This is a genomic window from Paenibacillus piscarius (assembly GCF_022234545.1).
GTDB classification, from domain to species: Bacteria; Bacillota; Bacilli; order Paenibacillales; family Paenibacillaceae; genus Paenibacillus_AQ; species Paenibacillus_AQ piscarius.
Map to the genome: position 1 here is coordinate 38514 of NZ_JAIEUI010000007.1, position 22048 is coordinate 60561.

General features: G+C 56.2%; 20 protein-coding genes and 1 riboswitch. Of the genes, 4 read left to right on the forward strand and 16 right to left on the reverse strand.

Going from position 1 to position 22048, the window contains the following annotated elements:
• Nucleotides 1–48: 48 nt before the first annotated feature.
• The 9 genes from K1558_RS13460 to hemA all read right to left on the reverse strand — a co-directional run bounded on the left by K1558_RS13460 (nucleotide 49) and on the right by hemA (nucleotide 9649).
• Nucleotides 49–1044, reverse strand: a complete 996-nt coding sequence (locus K1558_RS13460; protein ID WP_238652102.1) for an RluA family pseudouridine synthase — start codon at nucleotides 1042–1044, stop codon at nucleotides 49–51.
• Nucleotides 1041–2342: a glutamate-1-semialdehyde 2,1-aminomutase gene (hemL, locus tag K1558_RS13465; protein ID WP_238652103.1), complete on the reverse strand. Its 1302-nt coding sequence runs from the start codon at nucleotides 2340–2342 to the stop codon at nucleotides 1041–1043. Before hemL ends, K1558_RS13460 begins: the two co-directional genes overlap by 4 nt.
• Nucleotides 2343–2360: 18 nt before the next feature.
• Nucleotides 2361–3359, reverse strand: a complete 999-nt coding sequence (gene hemB, locus K1558_RS13470; protein ID WP_238652104.1) for a porphobilinogen synthase — start codon at nucleotides 3357–3359, stop codon at nucleotides 2361–2363.
• A gap of 208 nt (nucleotides 3360–3567) precedes the next feature.
• Nucleotides 3568–5124 (reverse strand): uroporphyrinogen-III C-methyltransferase, encoded by a 1557-nt coding sequence (gene cobA, locus K1558_RS13475; RefSeq protein WP_238652105.1) that lies wholly within the window; start codon nucleotides 5122–5124, stop codon nucleotides 3568–3570.
• Nucleotides 5125–5194: 70 nt separating this feature from the next.
• Nucleotides 5195–6142 carry a hydroxymethylbilane synthase gene (gene hemC, locus K1558_RS13480; RefSeq protein WP_238652106.1) on the reverse strand — a complete coding sequence of 316 codons (948 nt, stop codon included), beginning with the start codon at nucleotides 6140–6142 and terminating at the stop codon, nucleotides 5195–5197.
• Between the two features lie 30 nt (nucleotides 6143–6172).
• A complete protein-coding gene (locus tag K1558_RS13485) occupies nucleotides 6173–6532 on the reverse strand; it encodes a hypothetical protein (RefSeq protein WP_238652107.1) in 360 nt (119 codons plus the stop codon).
• 72 nt (nucleotides 6533–6604) lie between these two features.
• A complete protein-coding gene (locus K1558_RS13490) occupies nucleotides 6605–7252 on the reverse strand; it encodes a precorrin-2 dehydrogenase/sirohydrochlorin ferrochelatase family protein (protein ID WP_238652108.1) in 648 nt (215 codons plus the stop codon).
• A 172-nt stretch (nucleotides 7253–7424) separates the two neighbouring features.
• The gene (gene ccsA, locus K1558_RS13495) at nucleotides 7425–8252 is read right to left on the reverse strand and encodes a cytochrome c biogenesis protein CcsA (protein WP_238652109.1); all 828 of its coding nucleotides are present in this window, start codon (nucleotides 8250–8252) and stop codon (nucleotides 7425–7427) included.
• 5 nt (nucleotides 8253–8257) lie between these two features.
• Entirely contained in the window at nucleotides 8258–9649 is a 1392-nt protein-coding gene (hemA, locus tag K1558_RS13500; RefSeq protein WP_238652110.1) for a glutamyl-tRNA reductase, read from the reverse strand.
• Nucleotides 9650–10133: 484 nt separating this feature from the next.
• Nucleotides 10134–10236, forward strand: a riboswitch (purine riboswitch).
• A 128-nt stretch (nucleotides 10237–10364) separates the two neighbouring features.
• Here hemA and K1558_RS13505 point away from each other — a divergent pair.
• The 3 genes from K1558_RS13505 to hpt are packed head-to-tail and all read left to right on the forward strand — an operon-like array spanning nucleotide 10365 to nucleotide 13015.
• The gene (locus tag K1558_RS13505; protein WP_238652111.1) at nucleotides 10365–10925 is read left to right on the forward strand and encodes a phosphoribosyltransferase; all 561 of its coding nucleotides are present in this window, start codon (nucleotides 10365–10367) and stop codon (nucleotides 10923–10925) included.
• A 17-nt stretch (nucleotides 10926–10942) separates the two neighbouring features.
• Nucleotides 10943–12457, forward strand: coding sequence for an IMP dehydrogenase (locus tag K1558_RS13510; RefSeq protein WP_238652112.1), 1515 nt, complete (start codon nucleotides 10943–10945; stop codon nucleotides 12455–12457).
• A gap of 30 nt (nucleotides 12458–12487) precedes the next feature.
• Complete coding sequence (gene hpt, locus K1558_RS13515; RefSeq protein ID WP_238652113.1) at nucleotides 12488–13015, forward strand: hypoxanthine phosphoribosyltransferase; 528 nt, start codon at nucleotides 12488–12490, stop codon at nucleotides 13013–13015.
• A gap of 138 nt (nucleotides 13016–13153) precedes the next feature.
• On the opposite strand, the gene K1558_RS13520 is transcribed toward hpt, so the two are convergent.
• Together K1558_RS13520 and K1558_RS13525 are read right to left on the reverse strand one after the other, a co-directional pair.
• The gene (locus tag K1558_RS13520; protein ID WP_238652114.1) at nucleotides 13154–13933 is read right to left on the reverse strand and encodes an SDR family NAD(P)-dependent oxidoreductase; all 780 of its coding nucleotides are present in this window, start codon (nucleotides 13931–13933) and stop codon (nucleotides 13154–13156) included.
• A gap of 860 nt (nucleotides 13934–14793) precedes the next feature.
• Entirely contained in the window at nucleotides 14794–15957 is a 1164-nt protein-coding gene (locus K1558_RS13525) for a WD40/YVTN/BNR-like repeat-containing protein (RefSeq protein ID WP_238652115.1), read from the reverse strand.
• Between the two features lie 198 nt (nucleotides 15958–16155).
• Here K1558_RS13525 and K1558_RS13530 point away from each other — a divergent pair, with 198 nt between their 5' ends.
• Nucleotides 16156–16335, forward strand: a complete 180-nt coding sequence (locus K1558_RS13530; protein WP_238652116.1) for a hypothetical protein — start codon at nucleotides 16156–16158, stop codon at nucleotides 16333–16335.
• 62 nt (nucleotides 16336–16397) lie between these two features.
• Here the strand turns inward: K1558_RS13530 and K1558_RS13535 are convergent, their stop codons facing one another.
• The 5 genes from K1558_RS13535 to K1558_RS13555 form a co-directional block, all read right to left on the reverse strand.
• Entirely contained in the window at nucleotides 16398–17288 is an 891-nt protein-coding gene (locus tag K1558_RS13535; RefSeq protein WP_238652117.1) for a sugar phosphate isomerase/epimerase family protein, read from the reverse strand.
• 54 nt (nucleotides 17289–17342) lie between these two features.
• Nucleotides 17343–18365 carry a LacI family DNA-binding transcriptional regulator gene (locus K1558_RS13540; protein WP_238652118.1) on the reverse strand — a complete coding sequence of 341 codons (1023 nt, stop codon included), beginning with the start codon at nucleotides 18363–18365 and terminating at the stop codon, nucleotides 17343–17345.
• 64 nt (nucleotides 18366–18429) lie between these two features.
• Nucleotides 18430–19998 (reverse strand): DUF3502 domain-containing protein, encoded by a 1569-nt coding sequence (locus K1558_RS13545; RefSeq protein ID WP_238652119.1) that lies wholly within the window; start codon nucleotides 19996–19998, stop codon nucleotides 18430–18432.
• Nucleotides 19999–20075: 77 nt separating this feature from the next.
• Nucleotides 20076–20963, reverse strand: a complete 888-nt coding sequence (locus K1558_RS13550) for a carbohydrate ABC transporter permease (RefSeq protein ID WP_238652298.1) — start codon at nucleotides 20961–20963, stop codon at nucleotides 20076–20078.
• A 42-nt stretch (nucleotides 20964–21005) separates the two neighbouring features.
• Nucleotides 21006–21941, reverse strand: a complete 936-nt coding sequence (locus K1558_RS13555) for an ABC transporter permease (RefSeq protein ID WP_238652120.1) — start codon at nucleotides 21939–21941, stop codon at nucleotides 21006–21008.
• Nucleotides 21942–22048 lie beyond the last annotated feature (107 nt).

A 22048-nucleotide genomic window follows, 5' to 3' on the forward strand; every position in this document is an offset into this window, starting at 1 on the left:
GCCTATCCTCCCGCTATTAGAGGATTATGGCTTGGCTCATCATCTAACTTATAACCTGTATAACTGGTCTCCGCTGCCGATCCGTTCTCGCAGGAGAAGCATATCCTCCGGCCAGGGGTCGGCTACCTCGACCGGGCTCCGGGTCCAGGGATGGGCGAACACCAGCTTCTCTCCGTGCAGCGCCTGGCGCTCCGGTACGCTGTCAGGAACGCCGGCGGTACGCCAGCCGGGGCCGCCGTAGAGCTGATCGCCCAGCAGCGGGTGGCCCGCATGGCTGAGATGGACACGAATCTGATGCGTCCGCCCCGTCTCCAGCTCCAGCCTCACTACCGTTCCGCCGGGCAGCGCTTCGCGCTCTATGATTCGTGTCACAGCCTCCTGGCCCCCCGGGGATACCCGCCTGCGCGCCGCATGATGGCGGTCCCGCCCGATCGGGGCATCAATCACTGTCAGCTCCGGCGGAACGGCACCTGCCACAATAGCGGCATAGATGCGGGATACGCCTTTGCCGCGCATCTCTTCATCCAGCACGAGCTGGGCATATTCGTTCTTCGCATACAGCACAGGCCCGGTAGTGTCCTTGTCCAGCCGGTGAATATGACGGACCGCTATCCCTCCGCCGGAAGCTTCATAGTGCGCAGCGACAAGATGATCCAGTGTCACCCCGCTGCCGCTGCCATCCGGGTGAACCGCCAGACCTGCCGGCTTATGGACCACCAGACAGAAGTCGTCCTCGTACAGCACCTCGGCACCAGCCTCCTGCCACACCGCCCCGATGCCCGCTTCCCTGTGCGGGAACAGGGCCAGCCGCAGCCGGTCGCCCCGCCACTGGATGCCGTCCTCGCGGCGCAGCCGGGCATGCAGCTTCGCCGGCATCCCGGCGGTGCCCAGCAGCCAGGCGTCGAGGGCGGCCTGCTTATCGGCCGCCCCCGTAATGACCCGGCCCGGCATGGCCTCCAGCCATTCCCCGCGCCGGGTCCATTTGCCGCCTCCGGCGAAGGGGCCGCTGCCCTGGCCGGACAGCTCCTCCGGTCCGGCCGTCATAGCGATTTCAGGGCCTGGTAATGGGCCTCAATCGTATCATCGATATCCTGCTCGCTGTGCACAGCGGAGACGAACATCCCCTCGAACTGGGAAGGCGGAACGCTGATGCCCTGATCCAGCATTTTACCGAAATAGCGGTTGAAATGGTCCAGATTACTGGTCTTAGCCGTCTCGAAGTTAATCACCGGCTCAGCGGTGAAGAACGGGCACACCATCGAGCCGACACGGTTAATCGTCAGCGGAACGCCCGTCTCCTGCGCATTGCGCATAAGGCCGGCTTCCAGTCTCGCGCCAAGCGATTCCAGCCGGGCATACACCTCAGGAGTCAGCAGGGACAGCGTGCTGTAGCCCGCCGCCATCGCCAGCGGATTGCCGCTGAGTGTGCCTGCCTGATAGATCGGGCCGGACGGGGCAATTTGGGCCATGATCTCTTTTTTGCCGCCATAAGCACCTACAGGCAGACCGCCGCCGATTACCTTGCCGAAGCAGGTCAGATCCGGGTCCATCCCGAACAAGCCCTGTGCGCAGCCCCGGTCCACCCGGAAGCCGGTCATCACCTCATCAAAAATCAGCAGCGCCCCGTACCCCGTAGTCACCTTGCGCAGCCCCTCCAGGAAGCCCGGCAGCGGCGTTACCACGCCCATATTCCCGGCGATAGGCTCTACGATCACAGCGGCGATCTCGTTGCCGTAACGCTCAAATGCGATTTTGACCCCTTCCAGGTCATTGTAAGGCACTGTGATCGTGTTGACCGCAACACCCTCCGGCACGCCCGGGCTGTCCGGCAGCCCCAGAGTAGCTACCCCGGAACCGGCTTTGATCAGCAGACTGTCGGCGTGGCCGTGGTAGGAGCCTTCGAACTTAAGGATTTTGCTGCGTCCGGTGAAGCCGCGGGCCAGGCGGATTGCACTCATCGTCGCTTCTGTTCCCGAGTTGACCATCCGCACAATATCGACTGAGGCTACGCGCTCAACCACGGCTTTGGCCATTTCCGTCTCCATCAGGGTAGGCGCGCCGAAGCTCGTCCCCTTCACCGCAGTCTCCTGCAGCGCCTTCACCACCTCAGGATGGGCATGTCCCATAATTAGCGGTCCCCACGAACATACATAATCAATGAAGCTGTTGCCGTCAATATCGTAGATCCGCGAGCCCTCGCCGCGCTCCACATACACCGGGGTTAACCCTACGGATTTGAACGCCCGGACCGGACTGTTCACTCCTCCGGGAATATACTGCTTGGCTTCTTCAAAAGCGGTCCGGGAAGCCTCTTCCCGGCGTCTAAGTGGCGTATCGCCCATACTTGTCCCCTCCTGCTCCTAGCCGCGCAGCCAGCGGGCTGCGTCCTTGGCGAAATAAGTAATAATCACATCAGCTCCGGCGCGCTTCATGCCGGTCAGCATCTCCAGCACGACTGCCTGCTCATCGATCCAGCCCTGCTGCGCCGCCGCCTTGACCATCGAATATTCACCGCTGACGTTGTACGCCACGAGCGGCAGATCGAACTGGTCGCGGATGGTACGGATGACATCGAGGTAGGCCAGTGCAGGCTTCACCATCAGCATATCCGCGCCTTCCAGCACATCGGAATCCGCTTCACGGATCGCTTCCCGGAGGTTGGCCGGGTCCATCTGGTAGGTTTTGCGGTTGCCGAACTGCGGGGCGGAATCCGCCGCTTCCCGGAACGGGCCGTAGAAGGCGGAGGCGTACTTCACTGAATAGGACATAATCGGCACCTGCTCGAAGCCGTTCTCGTCAAGACCGGCGCGGATCGCCTGCACGAAGCCGTCCATCATGTTCGACGGGGCAATAATGTCTGCACCCGCCCGGGCCTGCGAGACCGCCGTGCGGGTAAGCAATTCGAGTGAGGCATCGTTGATTACATCGCCGTGGACCACCCCATTAACGGTATGGGTATGCACCATGCCGCAGTGGCCGTGGTCGGTGAATTCACACAGACAGGTATCGGCTACGACCAGCAGGTCGGGATGCCACTTTTTGATCAGGCGCGTGGCCTCCTGCACAATCCCGTCGTCAGCGAAGCCCGAGGAGCCGACCGCATCCTTCGTCTCAGGAATGCCGAACAGCAATACCGCCGGAATGCCCAGAGATGCAATCTCATCCACCTCGGCCTTCAAGGTATCCAGCGAGAAATGAAACACGCCGGGCATGGAGCTGATCTCATTCTTCACACCGGTTCCATAGGTTACAAATATCGGCTGGATGAAATCCAGCACATTTAATACGGTCTCGCGCACCATGCCGCGAATGCCGGCCGACCCGCGCAAACGGCGGTGTCTGGTTATTGGAAAGCTCATTGCTGTTAACCTCCTGTTCAGTACGTTTTTTTCAGTATGGGAACGCCGTGACTCCAGTGAAGTTTTGGGCTTCCGGCCGCTGTTGTCCCCAGATTTCTTCAATTGTACCGCTGTTCACGGTTGAAATCCGGTGACAAAGGCGGACGCTTTCGCTCCTACAGCTCCAAAATTCCCCTCCGTCACTTTTCCCTGTCTGTATTTTTTACTTTCAATTTATATCGTGAAGTCTCGTCGTTTCATTCCATCTGCAGAGCTCCTGCACCAGCCCTTCAATAGTAGCCTCAGCCGGGAGCAGGCCAGGGGTAAGCCCGGCTTCCACAGCCGTCTGCTCCGTGACGGGCCCGATGCAGGCAATCTTCACGTCCTTCAGCAGCGCCAGCGGATCCTCCAGTCCCATCCGGTTCAGGATGCCGAGGAAGTTGCGTACTGTGGATGAACTGGTGAAGGTCACCGCATGAATCCGCTTCTCTTCCAGCAGCTTGACCAGTTCTATATCATCCTCGCCCGTAACAACCGTCTCATACGTATCGATCTCGGTCACGCCGAGCCCCAGCTCCCTCAGCTTCGCAGGCAGCCAGTCGCGGGCCAGATCGCCGCGCGGCAGCAGCACCTTCTGCCCTGGCTTAAGCTCGGGACCAAAGGTTTCAATCAGCCCTTCGGCCTGGAAGCGTCCGGGCAGCTCCTCAGCGATCAGCCCGCGTTCAGCGAGCGCCGCCGCAGTGCCCGGCCCCACAGCGCAGAGACGTGCCCCGTGAAGGGCGCGGATATCAGCCTTCAGCTGCGTCAGATGCCGCATGAAGAAGTCGACGCCGTTCGGACTGGTGAAGAACACCCAGTCATAGGAAGCAAGCCCGCCAAGCGCTGCGAATATCTCCGCCTGCTTATCCGCATCGCGCTGCATGACCGTCTCAATGACCGGGAACTCGTACGGCTCGCCGCCCAGCTCCTCGATCCGGTCCACCAGCTCACTTGCCTGCGCCCGCGCGCGGGTCACAACAATCCGCTTGCCGAACAGCGGCATCGCCTCCGCCCACATCAGATGCTCGCGCTGGAGTACGACATCGCCGACCACGATGACCGCCGGCGGCTGGAAATCCGCTGCCAGCACCTTCGCTTCAATGTCAGCAAGCGTGCCGGTCAATGTCTCCTGGTCGGCGCGGGTTCCCCAGCGCACCAATGCCACCGGGGTCTCCGGCGGGCGGCCGTGCTTCATGAGCTGGGCGCTGATGTAGCCGATTTTGGCGACACCCATCAGGAATACCAGCGTGCCCGTAGCATTCGTTACTTTGTCCCATTGAATGGAATGATCCAGCTTATCCGGGCTCTCATGGCCGGTAATAATCGACAGAGATGACGAAGCCTCCCGGTGGGTCACCGGAATCCCGGCATAGGCCGGGACGCTGATGGCCGAGGTAATCCCCGGGACGATCTCGTAATAGATGCCATGCCGGCGCAGCAGCTCCGCTTCTTCCCCCACGCGGCCAAAAATCACCGGGTCTCCGCCCTTCAGCCGCACCACCGTCTTGCCCTCCAGCGCGAGATCGACCAGCAGCTGGTTGATATCCTCCTGCTTCATCGTATGGCGGTCAGAGAGCTTGCCTACGTATATTTTCTCCCCGCCGGGCTTCATCCACTTCAGCAGCCTTGGACTGGCCAGCCGGTCGTAGACCAGCACATCCGCCTTGCGGATACACTCCAGCCCTTTCACTGTAATCAGCTTCGCATCCCCCGGGCCTGCACCTACCAGATATACCTTCCCCGCCATCTCCGTCATCCCCTTATCCCTGTACACATACTAATCAACCAACGTTACTCCCCAGTCAAGCCTGCAACCGCTATTGTTCCCTGACATCCGCCAAAATCTTCTCCGCACCCCGTCCAATCAGCTTGCGGGCCACCTCTTCGCCAAGCTCCACCGGATCTTCACCGGTGCAGGTCTCCTTCAGAATAACCGATCCGTCCGGCGTCCCCACCATTCCGGTCAGTGTGATCTGCGGTTGCCCGGCTTCGCCTTCCGTCTCAAGGACGGCGTAGGCGCCGATCGGTACCTGGCAGCCCCCGTTCAGGGCGCCGAGGAACGTCCGCTCGGCTGCCACGGTAAGCGCTGTATATTCATCATTATACAGCGAGAGCAGGCTGCGCAGCTCCTCATCATCCTCGCGGCATTCGATGCCAAGTGCTCCCTGTCCGACAGCGGGCAGACAGACCTCCGGCGGCAGGTAGGCTGTGACCCGGTCCTGCCAGCCCATGCGTGACAGCCCGGCTGCGGCCAGCAGGATCGCATCATATTCGCCGCTCTCCAGCTTCTTCAGCCGGGAGTCGATATTGCCGCGTACCGGCTCGATCAGCAGATCCGGCCGGAGCGCCGCCAGCTGGCTGGAGCGCCGCAGGCTGCTCGTGCCTACACGTGCGCCTTGCGGCAGCTCATCCAGACCCGCACCGCTGCTGGAGATCAGCACATCGCGCGGATCTTTCCGCAGGGGCACAGCTCCGTTAATTAAGCCCTCCGGCAATTCGGAAGGCATATCCTTCATGCTATGTACCGCCATATCAATGACCTTATCCAGCATCGCCTGCTCAATCTCCTTGACGAACAAGCCTTTGCCGCCCACCTTGGACAGAGTGACATCGAGAATACGGTCACCCTTGGTCACAATCTTATGCACCTCAAAAGTAAACGCAAACCCATGCTCCGCGCACAGCCGCTCCAGGTCAGTAATAACCTGCCCCGTCTGCGTCAGCGCCAGCGCACTTTGCCGGCTGCCTACGATAATCTTCCGCATGAACCCATTCCCCCTGTTCAAGTCAGTCTCTTACACCTGTGCCGCTTGGGGCACGGGCAGGCGGCTGCGGGCAGAATCTCCCACGTCAGCCGCTTTGGGCGGAATCAAGTGTATTTTTACACTTGATTTGCTCGTCTCGGCCGCTTTGGGCGGAATCAAGTGTATTTTTACACTTGATTTGCTCGTCTCGGCCGCTTTGGGCCGAATCAAGTGTATTTTTACACCTGATTTGCTCGTCTCGGCCGCCTTGGGCCGAATCAAGTGTATTTTTACACCTGATTTGCTCGTCTCGGCCGCCTTGGGCCGAATCAAGTGTATTTTTACACTTGATTCGCTCGTTTCGGCCGCTTTGGGCGGAATCAGGTGTATTTCTACACCTGATTTGCTCACCTAGGGAGCTTGCGCTGAAATCAGGGGCCTTTTTGCCCCTCACTCGCCCGCTCCCACCCATTTCCCCGCCACCTACTCCTCCCGGCTCTGCGCCACCCAAGCTTCGATCTCCTGCCGCGTCCAGGAGCTGAAGCTGCCCTGCCGCATCTCCTGCAGCACCGGCAGCTTCGCCAGCCGCCGCAGCAGCCGCGCACGCGTCTTCGCGTCAGGCACGAGCCGCTTGATCTCCGTCCGCAGCTCGTGCAGGAACTCCAGATACGGCTCGTATTCCTCGCCGAGCAGCCCCGCAAGCTGCTGCGTAATCTCCGCAGCTGCCGCCGGTCCCGCCCCGGAGGTCGAGACCGCAACCGTCAACCGCCCGCGGCGCAGCACGCCGGGCGTAATGAAGCTGCCAGCCTCCGCGTGGCTGGCCACATTGCAGAGGAGCCCCAGCCTCCGGGCCTCCCCTGCAACCGCCTCATTCACCGCTCGGTCGTCACTCGCGGCATAGACCAGGACCGCTCCCTGGAGGTCTCCGGGAGCATACGGGCGGCTGATCCATTCCAGCCGCCCCCCGTCAGCCATCGCTGCCAGCGTCCCGCTGAGCGAGGGGCTGATTACCACCAGCTCCGCGCCCGCTTCCAGCAGCGGAGCCGTCTTCCGTGCAGCCACCGCCCCGCCGCCAACCACCACCACGCGCCGGCCTTCCACATCCAGCATAATCGGCAGATACTTTGTCATCCCACTCACTCCAGCTCTAACCAGCACTCAACTCGTCCTCATCCAACGTTCATCCACTGACTAGCTACTCTCCATCCCGCTCACTCCAGTTCAGCACAGCTATTCTCCTTACAGTGACCTCATTATTCTCACATAGCATCATGGGCCCAACCTGCAACATCCATCTTCCACTTCACTCCCCGCCCCATCCATGGAACTCGGACCATGAATTCAGCAGGAAATTAAGGATAATGAATCCGTACCCGGCGATCGCCCAGCGGGCCATGACGGAACCGCTCCTGCGGCCGGTGGCCTTCAGGATGAGGTAGACGATATAGACGCCGAGGCCCATGAGCGTGGTCAGCACCTTCGTATCCTGAAACAGCGGTGTCCTTCCTTCCGCGATAATCGACAGGCCGGCCAGCACTAGCGATGCCAGCAGCAGCGGAACTCCGGCCAGGATGGCGGTGAATGAATATTTGTCCATCGTCTCCAGGCTGGGCAGCCGGCGGATGCGGTCATCCCACTTCTTATTCTTCAGGCGGGAGTGCAGGAATAAATACATTATCGCAAAAACCGTCCCCAGTGTCAGTGCGGCAAAGCTCAGATTGGCCAGCATCACATGCATCGCCAGCCAGCCATGCACCGCGCTCCAGCTCTGCAGCGTATGGTCCTCGGCCGTCAGCCAGACCCGGTTCAGCAGGAACACGCTGAAGCCGGCCATGCTCAGCAGCAGGACGGTGAATTCACCGCCGCGGGTGAAGGTGACCGCGAATGAAGTAACCACCATGCTGAACGAGAACCAGAAGAGGAAGTCATACGGCGTGAAGATCGGCAGACCGCCCTCCTGGGAGAAGCGGATGCCAAGGCCCGCAAGCTGCAGCAGGCCCACAACAGCAAGAAGCCCTGTACCTAGCCGCTTACCGCCCGGATTGCGCTTCAGGCAATCCGAGAAAACAAACAGCAGGCTCAGGGCATATAGCAGCAGAGCGGCATCATATATTCCGTTCAGCAGTAGCATATCGCTCACCCGCCCAGCAGACCCGCCGGGGCGAGCATGGCTCCCGGTACCCGCAGCTCAGCGCCAGTGGCCCGTTCATCCGCTACCCGGGCAGCAGGCTCAGGGCTGCCGCCGGATGAACTTGAATCCAGCTGCTCCTGCAGGGCAAAAATTTTGGTGAAGTAATCCAAAGCTTCATTCCCCTGCTTACCGCCGGACATTTCTTTAATCACATTGATCGGGTCATGCATCATCTGGTTCACGATGCTCTTGGTCAGCCGCCGGATCACCTTGCGCTGATGCTCATCCAGCTCAGGCAGCTTGTTAAACAGACTGTCCATCGTCTCTTCATAGATGCCGTTGGACTTGTCCTGCAGGGCCCGGATGACCGGTCTGACGCCGAGCGTCTTCAGCCAGAGCTGGAACTCCTCCATCTCTGCGGCAATCATCACTTCAATCTTGGCGGCTTCGCTGCGGCGCATCTCCAGATTGCTCTCCACAATGCCTTCCAGATCATCGATATCGTAGAGGAACACATCCGGCACACTGGCCGCAGCCGGGTCAATATCACGGGGCACGGCAATATCTATCATGAACAGGGGACGCGAAGGGCGGCGCTTCATTCCTTCAGCCACCTGGGCAGCCGTCAGCACATAGCCGTCAGCACCTGTGGAGCTGATCACAATATCCACCTCATCGAGCTTCTTCAGCGCGTCCTCAATCGTGCTCGGCCGGCCCGAGAATTTCTCGGCCAGCTCGGCAGCACGGGCCCATGTGCGGTTGGCGACAATGACTTCCGCCGCTCCGCTGCTGTACAGATGCTTGACCGTCAGCTCGCTCATTTTGCCGGCGCCGAGAATGAGCACTCTTTTGCCGGTGAACATGCCGAAGATCCGCTTGCCCAGCTCTACCGCCGCGTAGCTGACCGAGACCGCACTCTCACCGATGGAAGTCTCACTATGCGCACGCTTGCCGAGTGTCACCGCCTGCTTGAACAGCCGGTTGAACCAGGTGCCGGTAACCCCTTCGGCCTGTGCGGTCAGGAAGGCGCTGCGCACCTGTCCCAGAATCTGCGTCTCGCCAATCACCATGGAATCCAGACCGCAGGTCACACGCATCAGGTGGGCAATCGCCTGCTCGTCTTCATATATATACATATGCTGTGCAAACACATCACTTTTTACACCGAACCACTGCTCCATGTAGCTGCGGATGAAATAACCGCACATATGAAGGCGGTCCACGACCACATAAATTTCCGTCCGGTTACAGGTGGCGACAACGACCCCTTCCAGAACGCTCTTCGTCTGCAGCAGCTGATGAAGCGCAGCCGGCAGATCCTTCTCGGCAAAAGCGAACTGTTCCCTCACCTCTACGGGAGCCGTACGGTAATTCAGGCCAACGACGACAATATGCATCGCTTGTTCACCATCCTAATCTCTATTCATTGGTGTAGGCACTGTTACTGCTAATCAGCAGAGATAACTACGAATTTCACAGGATCTCAAAACACTGTGTTAAGTATATCACATCAAAATACGGCTTTTTACAAAACCTTTGAACTATTTATGAATTGCAGATAATAATGATTATAAACAAGAACAAGCAAAATTTCTATAACTAAGCCACGCAATTTGCCTATCTGCTTAAAATACAGTGTTCCCCGAATTTTTAGTCATCTGTAACCGAATCTCCAAACTTCGCCCGCCGGATTTGCTTATCATCAGCAAGATCAGCCCGCCATTTCAAAGTTATAATTAATAACATGGTAATGTATATTGACAGAGAACAGCTGCGGTGTTAGCATAATAAAAACAATTTTAAGTTATATTTTATAACACTCAAAATCAGATTATCACAAAAACAAGTAACTAACGCAGTGTTTAAGTCATATTTTATGACAATAAGCATAATTTACTCTCTTGTATAAGCCCGTTAATGTGGAATGGGCGTCTCTACAGGCAACCGTAAATTGCCCCAGGCTACGAGAGGCCAGCCAAGTGCTGGAGTATTCAGTGACGGAATAAGAGCCTAACAGGGCTTGTCCGCCTGCTAATGCTTCATGCTCGCTCGGGCTGCGCCTCCTGGTCCTGGGGCTTTTTACATCCATATATAATAGAAGGAGTGAGGGCAATGAGTGCATCCTATGCGCGCTTAACGGAATCAATCAGCCAGGCCAGAAACGTGAGAATCTACAAAAATAAAGATACCGCCTATGACTTCAAGCTCTATCCCTTCGGCGAACGCGGAACGTATATTGCCCCTGAGCTGATTCATGAGATCACCGATAATCTGGCTGAAGCTGTCACCGGTCAATTCCCGGATTTCGACTACATTGTCTCTCCAGAGCCCGGCGGGCATACGTGGGGTATGCTGACGGCCTATAAGCTGATGAAGCCGATGAATATTCTGCGCCTCAGCACTGAGCTGTATGAGAATTACGAGATCAGTGTGAGACGGGAGACGGCTTATAATGAGAATTATATTTATTTTGACGGCTTCTCCGCCGGGGACCGGGTGCTGCTGCTGGATGATGTGATCAGCTCCGGGGCGACGATCCGCTGCATTGCGGAGCAACTGTCCGTTATGGGCATCGAACTTGTCGGGGTGCAGGCCATTCTGGCCAAAGGCGGGCATTACCGGCAGCTTGAAGCAGACATCGGCGTACCTGTCCGGGTGCTATCTAATGTATGAGGGGGGAGTGACAAGCAATGGCCTATTATTATGAGCAGCCTTCGAGAACCTTCAGCGAGTTCCTGCTGGTGCCCGGACTGACGACCAGGGATTGCATTCCGGGCAATGTGGACCTGAGCACCCCGGTTACCAAGTTCCGCCAAGGGGAAGCACCTGCGCTGACCATGAACGTCCCGGTGACCTCTGCGGTAATGCAGGCGGTGTCCGACCACAACATGGCGATTGCCCTGGCCAAAAGCGGCGGCATCTCCTTCATCTACGGCTCCCAATCCATAGGGCAGCAGGCTGAGATGGTCCGCCGGGTCAAGAAGTTCAAGGCCGGATTCGTCCTCAGCGATTCCAATCTGCGGCCCGAGGATACCCTTCAGGATGTCTTGACGCTAAAAGCAAGCACCGGCCACTCCACCATCGCCATCACGGATAACGGAGAGCCGACAGGTAAGCTGATGGGTATCGTCACCAGCCGCGATTACCGCGAGAACCGGCTGCCGCCGGACTGCCCGATTACCGCGTTCATGACCCCTTTATCCTCGCTCATCTACGCCCCTGAAGGGACTTCCCTGACCGAAGCCAACGATCTGATCTGGGACCATAAGCTGAACTGTCTGCCGATTGTGAGTGCCAGCGGCCATCTGGTCCATCTGGTCTTCCGCAAGGATTATGACAGCCATCAGGAGTATCCGCTGGAGCTGCATGACGATAACAAGCAGCTGATTGTCGGCGCGGGCATCAACTCCCGGGATTACAAGGAACGCGTACCGGCTCTGGTCGAAGCTGGTGCAGATATTCTCTGCATCGACTCCTCCGACGGGTATTCGGAATGGCAGGCGGAGACCCTCCGCTATATTAAGGAGACTTACGGGGAGAAGGTGAAGGTGGGCGCAGGCAATGTCGTAGACAAGGAGGGCTTCCTGTATCTCGCCGAGGCTGGAGCTGACTTCATTAAGGTCGGCATCGGCGGCGGCTCGATCTGCATCACCCGGGAGCAGAAGGGCATCGGCAGGGGGCAGGCTTCCTCCGTGATCGAAGTGGCAGCGGCCCGCCAGGAATATTATGAGCAGACGGGCATGTACATCCCGATCTGCTCGGACGGCGGAATTGTCCATGATTACCACATTGTGCTGGCGCTGGCGATGGGGGCGGACTTCGTGATGCTCGGGCGCTACTTCGCCAGATTCGATGAGAGTCCGGGCCGTAAGCTGCTGGTTGGCGGAAACTTTGTGAAGGAATACTGGGGCGAAGGCTCCAGCCGGGCCCGCAACTGGCAGCGGTATGACTTCGGCAATGATGACAAGAAGAGCAAGCTGGAGTTCGAGGAGGGAGTGGATTCCTTCATTCCTTATGCCGGCCGGCTGAAGGACAATCTGGATATCAGCATCAGCAAAATCAAATCCACCATGTGCAACTGCGGCGCGCTCACCATCCCGGAATTGCAGCAGAAGGCGAAGATTACCCTGGTCTCCTCGACGACGATCTTTGAAGGCGGCGCTCATGATGTTATGCTTAAGGAAAAGGACAGATCATCCTCCTGATCTCATCCTAAACCATAAGGAGCGTCAACCATGACAGAAATTACTACGATTCTGGTAAGCAAGGAACAGCTTCAGCAGCGCGTCAAGGAGCTGGGCGCGGAAATCTCGCGCGATTATGCAGGCAAGGAGCTGGTGCTGGTCGGCATCCTGAAGGGCGGGGCGGTGTTCATGTCCGACCTGATGCGTGAGATTACTTTTCCGGTGGGAGTGGACTATATGTCCGTGTCCAGCTACGGTGCCAGCTCCACCTCCTCCGGCGTCATCACGATCAAGAAGGATATCGACCTGGATATCCGCGGCAAGCATGTACTGCTCGTCGAGGATCTGATCGACACCGGACAGACGCTGCAGCATCTCAAGGAGCTGTTCGCCCTGCGCGAAGCAGCCAGCGTGCGGATCTGCACCATCCTCAGCAAGCCGTCCCGCCGTCTGGTCGATGTTCCGATTGATTACAGCGGGATCGATATTCCAGACGAATTCGTCGTCGGCTACGGTCTGGATTACGCCGAGCAGTACCGCAACCTGCCGGAGGTCTGGATTGTGAAGACCGGGGAATAGCCGGAATCACCATTCCGTACAATACAATACATCTCAGCCTTATTCTCTCAACCGCCATGCCTTAGCCTACGCAAAAAGCACCCGCCAGGGTGCTTCGCGCGCAGGCTATTTTATTGCAGGATTCTTACGTTGGACCTCTTACGCGTTCTTCCGGTACACCGGTGCACCCAGCGGCGAGCTGCCAGCGCCGCCATCTACAGCGATATCGGCCCCCTGGATATAAGACGAATCGTCAGAGGCCAGGAACAGCGCCACTCTGGCTACTTCCTCCGGTTCCCCTGCCCGGCCCAGCGGAATGGACTGCGACATGGCTGCCTCTGCCTGCTTCCAGTGCTCCATCGCCGCCTGTCCCCAGATTGGTGTCCGGGTTACTCCGGGTGCAATATTGTTCACCCGGATACCCAGCGGCGACAGCTCGGACGCCAGCACCTTCGTCATGCTGCTGACCGCCCCTTTACTTGCAGCATAGGCCGCGTTGCCGGGTCTCCCGGTCTTAGCCAGCACCGAGCCGGTCAGAATGACCGAGGCTCCTGCCTTCAGATGCGGGAGAGCCGCCTGGACGGTGAAGAAAACACCGGTCACATTGACTCTAAGCACTTCCTCGAAGGCGGCCTGCTCTGTCCCGCCAAGCGGAGTTGAAGCGGCGATGCCCGCATTCGCGTACACCACATCCAGCCTGCCGAATGCTTCAATGGCTGTATTCACAGCCTGTACAGCGCTGCTTGGATCGGCCACATCCCCCTGGACCGCACGGGCCTGCTCCGCGCCCAGCTCCGCCAGCGCCGCCTGCAGCGATACCGGATTACGGCCGGTAATGACCACTTTCGCTCCTTCTGCCACGAACAATTTTGCCGCTGTAAGCCCGATGCCGCTGTTTCCCCCTGTAATCAGGGCAACCTTCCCGTCAAGCTTTCCCATCGTTAACACTCCTCCACATGTAATCCATCGTTAGCACTCTTCTGCTTGTAATGGCCTTTCCTGTCCTAGCGAAACGTACTCTGCGCGTTTTTGAGACCGTTCGTTCTAGTAATGTCAAAAAAAATACTTCCTTAATATTTGCCATCTTTGATATTTGTCATCTTAGCACATTTGAGAACGTTCGGTAAAGTATTATTTTCGCGCGCACCCTTAGGTCCTTCAGTGCCTCCTCCAACCAGTTCGGTTTATCGCACACATCTTCCCTCACACCTGCACATTGTAGTCGGTTTTCCAGCCCCAACTGTCGTATTGTAGTCGGTTTTCCGATTACATTTGGTCCGCGCAGCACCAGCTGACGTAATGTAGTCGGTTTTTCGATTACATTTGGTTCGCACAGCCCCAACTGACGTAATGTAGTCGGTTTTTCGATTACATTTGGTCCGCACAGCCCCAGCTGACGTAATGTAGTCGGTTTTTCGATTACATTGGGCACGTGCAGCACCAGCCGGCGTAATGTAGTCGGTTTTCCGATTACATTGGGCACGTGCAGCACCAGCTGACGTAATGTAGTCGGTTTTCCGATTACATTGGGCACGTGCAGCACCAGCCGGCGTAATGTAGTCGGTTTTCCGATTACATTTGGTCCGCACAGCCCCAGCCGGCGTAATGTAGTCGGTTTTTCGATTACATTTGGTTCGCACAGCCCCAGCCGGCGTAATGTAGTCGGTTTTCCGATTACATTGGGTCAACGCGCCCATACTGCGCCGAATGTAGTCGGTTTTCCGATTACAGCAAAAAGACGGGTCTGTCCCCCTCACAGGGGTCAAGACCCGTCTTCTTCTTCTTATACCGTTTACTGCTTACCGCGCCGCAGTCTCTAGAGTAAACTTCGGCGTCCAGGTGACGCCTGCATCCTTGGTGGAATACAAGGTAGAGCTGTTCAACCCCTTCACCGTCATCCAGCCGTGATTCGGATCGGTGAACGAGATCCTGCCCTCGAAGCCGGGGACCGCAGGCTGATTCTTCCAGGTCTTCCCGTTGTCCCTGGTCAATCCCACGCCTACCTCCTCTGCGGCAGGCTGATAACCAACCAGAACCGCTGCGTCTCCGGCCAGCACCAGATTGCCGGGCGTTCCCGCAGCCGGCCCTTTCTTCACCTTGGCCGTGCCGCTTCCGGGAGCCGGACCGCCGCCTGCGGTCTCCTGGGCAATAATTCGGGTCCAATCCGCTCCAGCGTTACTGCTGCCATACAGCGAATAAGAAGTCTGCGACATGCCAGCCCCGCCGTACAGCAACGCGTATACCTGATTACCCCCGGCATAGAGCTGGCCGTAACTGGCCTCAGGAGCGGACACGCTCAGCACCCGGCTCCAGCTCTTCCCGCCGTCAGCCGTATGCATCACCCGGTAGCCGCTGCCCGGCACAACAACTGCAGCCCAGCCGTTATTCCGGCTGGTGAACTGCGCGCCCCGTGTATTGGCCGGCGTCTGCACCAGGCTCCAGCTCTCGCCGCCATCCCGGGTGTAATAGGTGGAGGCACGGCTATAACCGAAGCCTATGCTTCCATCCAGGAATTCCACCCGCTCGAAGGTGACCGGCTTGTTCATCAGCCGGGTCCAGGTAGAGCCGCCGTCGGCCGTCCGGAGCAGATAGACGGCCTGGCCGCCATTAACGGTTGCCAGCGCCCAGCCATGCACATTATCCGGGAACTCGATCTGCCGGAAGCTCCACTGCCCGGTATAGATCTGCTGGAAATGGCAGCCCCCGTCCGAGGTTCCGATCAGGAAGCCGTTCCCGGCGGCCCGTCCTGTATCCGCGCTCAGGAAATCCACATCCGCGATGCTGAGCGGCGTAGAGCCAGTACCGCTATGCGCCTTCTGCAGCTCCTGCAGAAGGCCATGGTCGCCGCTGCCGCAGGCCGGCGCTGCCTCCGCAGAAGAACCCGCCCCCCAGCCGGGCAGGGTGATGAGAATAACGGTAAGTAACGCCGTAACAGTCTGCTGTAATCTGCTCTTCAAGTTCATCGGTGACACCTCCTGAATATATATACCCTCTGTGCAAGTTTAACCATACACTCACAAGCATCCCCTTTTCCAGACGAAGTTATATAAGAAAAGGTACAAAACTGTAACTTATTCGGCTGTTAAAATCTCCTAATGAGGTTTAATAATAAGTAACATCATTATTACGAGCTTAGCGCATCCGAGGGGGAAGTGAACCATATGATTAAACAGGATATCCAGCACGCACTTCTCTCCAACCTGTCGCAGCGCGTTCACTTAATCAGCGGGGAAACTTACACCGGCGTATGCAGAATCGACCACCATGCAGACGCGCTGCAGATCGAAACGAAGAAGGGGAATTTAACCGTACCGTATTGGACCATCAAGCGTTTCGTGTAACCCAAAGACCTCAGCTTCCGCAAGTGCGGAGGCTGAGGTCTTATTCATGAGTCTTATTTGCGTTACAGCACAGGATTCGGCACGGGGCTGCCGCCCCGGCACCGCTTCAGATAATTCAGTGCATGGACCTGGCCGGTCATCTCCAGCTCATCCCGATAGACCGGATCATGCCAGCCTTCGATATCAATTGTGCCCTGATAGCCGCCCTGCCGGAGAATCGTGATAACATCCGTCCAGTTCGTATCCCCGAAGCCCGGCGTCCGGTCCCAGACATAAGACTTCGGACCATGAATCCCGTATTCCCTGACGACATCCCAGGCGATGGTGGCATCCTTGCCATGCACATGAAAAATCTTGTCTACCCATTTGCGCAGCTGCGGAATCGGATCAATCAGCGCAGTCATCTGGTGGGCAGGCTCCCATTCCAGCCCGAGATTATCTGCCGTAACGGCGTTGAACATCCGCTCCCAGGCTGTAGGATTATGGGCGATATTCCAGTCACCCTTCTGCCAGCTCCCGCCCATCGCACAATTCTCAAAAGCGATCCGCAGACCCTTGTCCGCCGCCCGCTTCGACAATTCCCCGAACACCTCAGCGAACCGCGGAAGCGATTCGTCGATGGACGAGCCGGGCAGCCGCCCGGTGAAGCCGCTGATAATATCGGTGCCGAACAGATGGGCATGCTCAATCAGCTGCTCCCAGCCTGCCAGGGTCGCCCCGCTCTCTTCGCTGCCGCCGAGCGGATTGCCATAAATGCCGACGGAGGAGATCACGAAGCCATGCTCGGCCGCAAGCTCGCCGACCCGTGCCGCAGTCGCTGCCAGATCCGTCTCCCCTATCGTCTGCCAGAAGTTCAGCTGAAATGACTCAAAGCCATGCTGCACAATCTGCGGAATGGTCCGGACGGCTTCGCCGCCAGGGACCAGCGTGCCTATTCTCAGTGTATCCTGCATCCTTGTTACCAGCTCCAATTCATGTTGTATAGTCAGCGCCCTGCGGTTACAGGGTTAACGGCCCTTGATCATTTTGCAGGAGCCCCGCTTCAGCAAGACCGCATCATAGACAATATGCTGATGGGAAGTCCGGTTCGCGATCAGATCGAACAGCACACCTACACTGGACAGCGCCATTTCCGTGCCCGGCTGGCTGATCGTGTCCAGCGCCGGATGATAATATTCCGCCATCTCAATTCCGTCGAAGCCGATAATAGAGATATCGTCCGGGATCGAGAGGCCTGCGGTCAGCACCGCCTTGGCTGCACCGATGGCGATGGTGTCGGCTGCCGAGAAGATCGCGGTTACGCTCCGGTCGCGGTTAAGGAGTCTGCGCGCAGCGTTGAAGCCCGAGCTGGGACTGTATTCACAATCCTCTACCAGCCCTGCGTTGTAAGGCAGATTATGCTCCTCAAGGGCCTTCTTGTATCCTAGAAGCCGCCGGCTGCCTGTCGTATCCTCCAGCAGAGGAGATTTGGCGAGGAAGCCGATGCTTGTATGTCCGAGAGAAATAAGATAAGAGGTTGCCTTATAGGCTTCCTTGGATTCGTCAATCGTTACACTGGAGAAGATCGACGGGTCCACCTCCTGTGAGGTAGTGATCGTCGTGAGTACGAACGGTACGGTGAGCTGCTTGAATTTCTCTTCGGAATGATTATAAGTACCGCCCATGAAAATAATTCCGCTAAGGTTCTTCTCCTTCACCAATTGAATCGCCGCGTTAATCTCATCGGTTCCGTCCTCCACCTGGTGGATAAGAAACGGATAGCCGCGAAGATTCACCTGACGCTCAATTTCTTTGATCATAATGGAGAAGAACGGGTTCGTGATCCCTTTAACCATGAGTGCAATATTTTTGGATTGCGTGGTTTTCAGATTGCGCGCGTTGGAATTGGGAATATAATTGTATTCCTTGACGACTCGCAGAACCTTCTCCCGGGTTGCATCACTCACCAGGCCTTTATTGTTGATGACTCTGGACACGGTCGAGATTCCGACACCTGACAGCCTTGCGATATCCTTAATGTTTACATCCACACTACTCCCCCATTTACAAGGCAGGGGAGCTATATAATATAGCTCCCCTGTCCCCTAGCTTTCTTTAGTTAACAGGTGTAAATTCTGCCAATTGTTTCTCTACTTCGGCAATGACCTTGTCAACTCCTGCTTTTTTCAGCTGATCACGATATTCTGCTACAGCAGTCTTCGGATCTTTGCTGGTCTTGCCGAGCATCAGCTGAATACCAAGCTGTGCATTGACGTTCGAGATGGACGCAATTTCAGTCGTTACATTGGCCGGATCGAAGCTGAAGCCATTGTACGGATCATCGATCGCTTCTTTATCCCATGCCGCGAACAGATCTTTACGGACCGGATTCTCGGTATCTGTCGGAATGACGAACTTATCGTTGCGGAGCGACCAGGCAGAGAAGCCGCCGCCGTCCGTTTTCTCATTATAGCCTGGAGGCTGCTTCTTCACGCCGTCTTCAATGATATATTGCTGGCCTTCAATACCGTATTGAATCAGGTCATAGTAGCTCTTATCCGTCATGAACTTCTCGATGACCATCAGCGCGCGCTCCGGATTGTTGGAATTGGCACTGATTACGGTCGAGTTGTCTACACCCATTTTACGTTTGATTTTTTTGTTGGCTTCGGCAAAAGTATAGAAGGCTGTAGGAGAGTCAGGCAATGCCTTGATATCTCCGCCATATTGTCCGATCCAGTCCTGCGCATGAGTCAGGTAACCCGCGGAGTTCGCCGCTCTGAAGTTATCCTTGCTGCCAAGGGAAGCGGATAGAACGTCCTTGCCCCAATAGCCCTTGTCGCCCCATTCACGCATCTTCACAGCCCAATCCTCGAACTCCTGGGTGAAGGCCGGATGGAACACGGTTTTGTAATCTTCCGGGCTCTTGGTCACCAGATTCAGCTCGTTCAGGGAGATACCAGGCGCGTTCAGCCACATGCCTGTAGTATCTACAAGCATTCTGTACATGTTCTGTGCATCCTCAGCCTTGCCGTTGATCGGAGGGAAGGCTTCGTTCTTCACTACGTTATCCATGTACTTCTCCATATCGGCAATCGACTTGATCTCGGTCATACCGTATTTCTTCAGCAGATCCGTGCGGTAAGCATATCCGGCTGGCGTATATTCGCTGTACAAGCTTGGGACGCCGTAGATTTTGCCTTTCACCTTAGTATTCTGCCAGGAGGATTCCGGAATTTCTGCTTTCAGCTTAGGTGCCACCTTGTCCAGCATATCGGTAATGTCGGTCAGTGCCCCTTCACTAGCCAGTGTGTAATAAGACACTGCGGCCCCTGGAGAGGCATGGGACATGTCGAAGGACTCGCCGGAAGCGAACAGCAGCGGATACTTGGTGGCTACGTCACCCCAGTCAATATATTTGATTTCAAGCGTCGTATTCAGATCAGCCTTAAGCTTCTTGTTAATCTCAGCCAGAATCTCCTTATTTTTAACCCCTTCACTACCCCAGAGGTAGTAGACCAGGTTCGCTTCCTTGGAAGTATCAACAGCTCCGGTATCAGTGGATGCGGAATTCGACCCTGCCGGTGTATTGCCTTTTGCATTATTGTCCGATGAACAAGCGGATAGCACTCCAGTAAGCATGAGGACAGCGGCTAGAGTAGACGCAATCTTTTTACCTTTCATTCGGTAAGCCTCCCTTTTCTCTTCTATATTATGGATGTTGCATATATAACAAACACCTTATGTGAAGCAGGCGTCCATTAACCCTTGACAGCACCGATGGTCAGACCGGTTACGAAGTAACGCTGGATGAACGGGTACAGGAGAATGATCGGGCCTGTAGCCAGAACAGCTGTAGCCATTTTGATGGATTGGGTCGGCAGATCGGCTGTATTAATGACCGCTCCCGAGTTGATGAGACTGCCCAGATTCGTCTGGTTGACCATTCGCTGGAGGAAGTACTGGAGCGGGAACTTGGATTGCGTGTCCATGTACAGCATCCCGTTGTACCATTCATTCCAGAAGCCCAGCGCCGAGAACAGCCCGATGGTCGCCAGCGACGGAACGGCCAGCGGCATGAAGATGCGCCAGTAGATGTGGAAATCGCCCGCACCGTCAATGGTAGCTGATTCATACAGGGAATCCGGGATCGCCTTCATGAAGTTACGCATCAGGAAGATCGACCAGGCTCCAACCACACCCGGAAGGATCATGGCGAACAGGCTGTCCTTCAGATGCAGATGCTTGACCATCAGAATGTAGGTCGGAATCAGTCCTCCGCTGAACAGTGTCGTGAAGTAGATCAGGAAGGAGAAGAAGTTGCGGTATCTGAAATCCTTGCGGTTCAGGACAAATCCGGCCATGGACATCATGAACAGTCCGAGCACCGTACCCACAACCGTGATGAAGATCGTAACCTGATAAGCATCCACCAGCTTGGAGGAGTTGCTTAAGAGCAATTCGTAGGCCTTGAACGAAATATCATTTGGAATCAGCTTGTACCCCTCGCGGACAATCTCCTGCTCATTCATGAAGGAGGATGAGATCATCAGCGCAAAAGGAAATAGGCAGAACAGCGCAAACACCGAGATGCAAATGTAACTGATGACCTTAATGATCACACTGCCTGAATCCTGTTTGATTTTGATAGTATTGCTTGCCATATTAACACCCCTGTTTCTTATCTTGACTTAGAACAACGCGCTATCCGGTTCAACCTTGCGCACAATGAAGTTAACAACAAGCACCAGAATCAGACCGAACAAGGATTGGTAGAAGCCGACTGCAGCACCCATGGAGAAGTTAAATTGTCCTACCAGGGAGCGGAAGACGTACGTATCTATGATATCCGTCTGCGGATACAGCACGGAGTTGGTTCCGATCAGATTGTAGAACAGGTCGAAGGAGCCTTTGAGAATTCCGCCCATCCCGAACAGCAGGAGCAGAATGAAGGTCGGCTTCAGAATCGGCAGGGTCATATAGCGGATACGCTGCCAGGTTGTAGCCCCGTCCATATAAGCCGCCTCATAGAGATCATGGTTAATGCCCGTGATGGCCGCCAGATAGACGATCATCCCGTAGCCTGTGCTGGCCCAGATCTTGAAGCCCACAATAATGTACTTCCAGATGCCTTGATCAGAGTAGAACTCGATTTTGTCGAGGCCTGCACCCGCGAGCATCGTGTTAATGAACCCGGAGTTGAAGTTGAACAGGTTGTAAGCAAACACGCCGACAATAACCATTGAGATGAAGTTCGGCAGGAGAATAACCGACTGGGAGATCTTCTTGAACCATTTACCGGCGATCTCCGAGAGCATGATCGCAAATATAATCTGAATAATATTGCCCAGAGCAAGGAACACCAGATTGTAGAGCAGCGTATTCTTGGTAATATTCCATAGATCACCGTTCTGCACCAGGAATTCGAAGTTCTTGAGCCCGATGAAGTTACTGCCAAAAATCCCCTTGTTCAGCTTGTAATCCACGAATGCAACGTAAGCGCCGGGCATTACCGCATAATGGAAGACTGCAAAATACACGAGGACAGGGAGCAGCATGAGATACAGCACCTTGTTCTTCAATAAATCCCGGGCGATATTTCTGCCCGAACGTATAACCTTTGCCAATGAACCCACCTCCAAATTGAACAATGCATTCTCTCGTATGCATTTCTTAGATATGCATATCCTTGTTACACCTTAGCCTTGCAGCTTCTTAAGACCGCTTGTCCGTC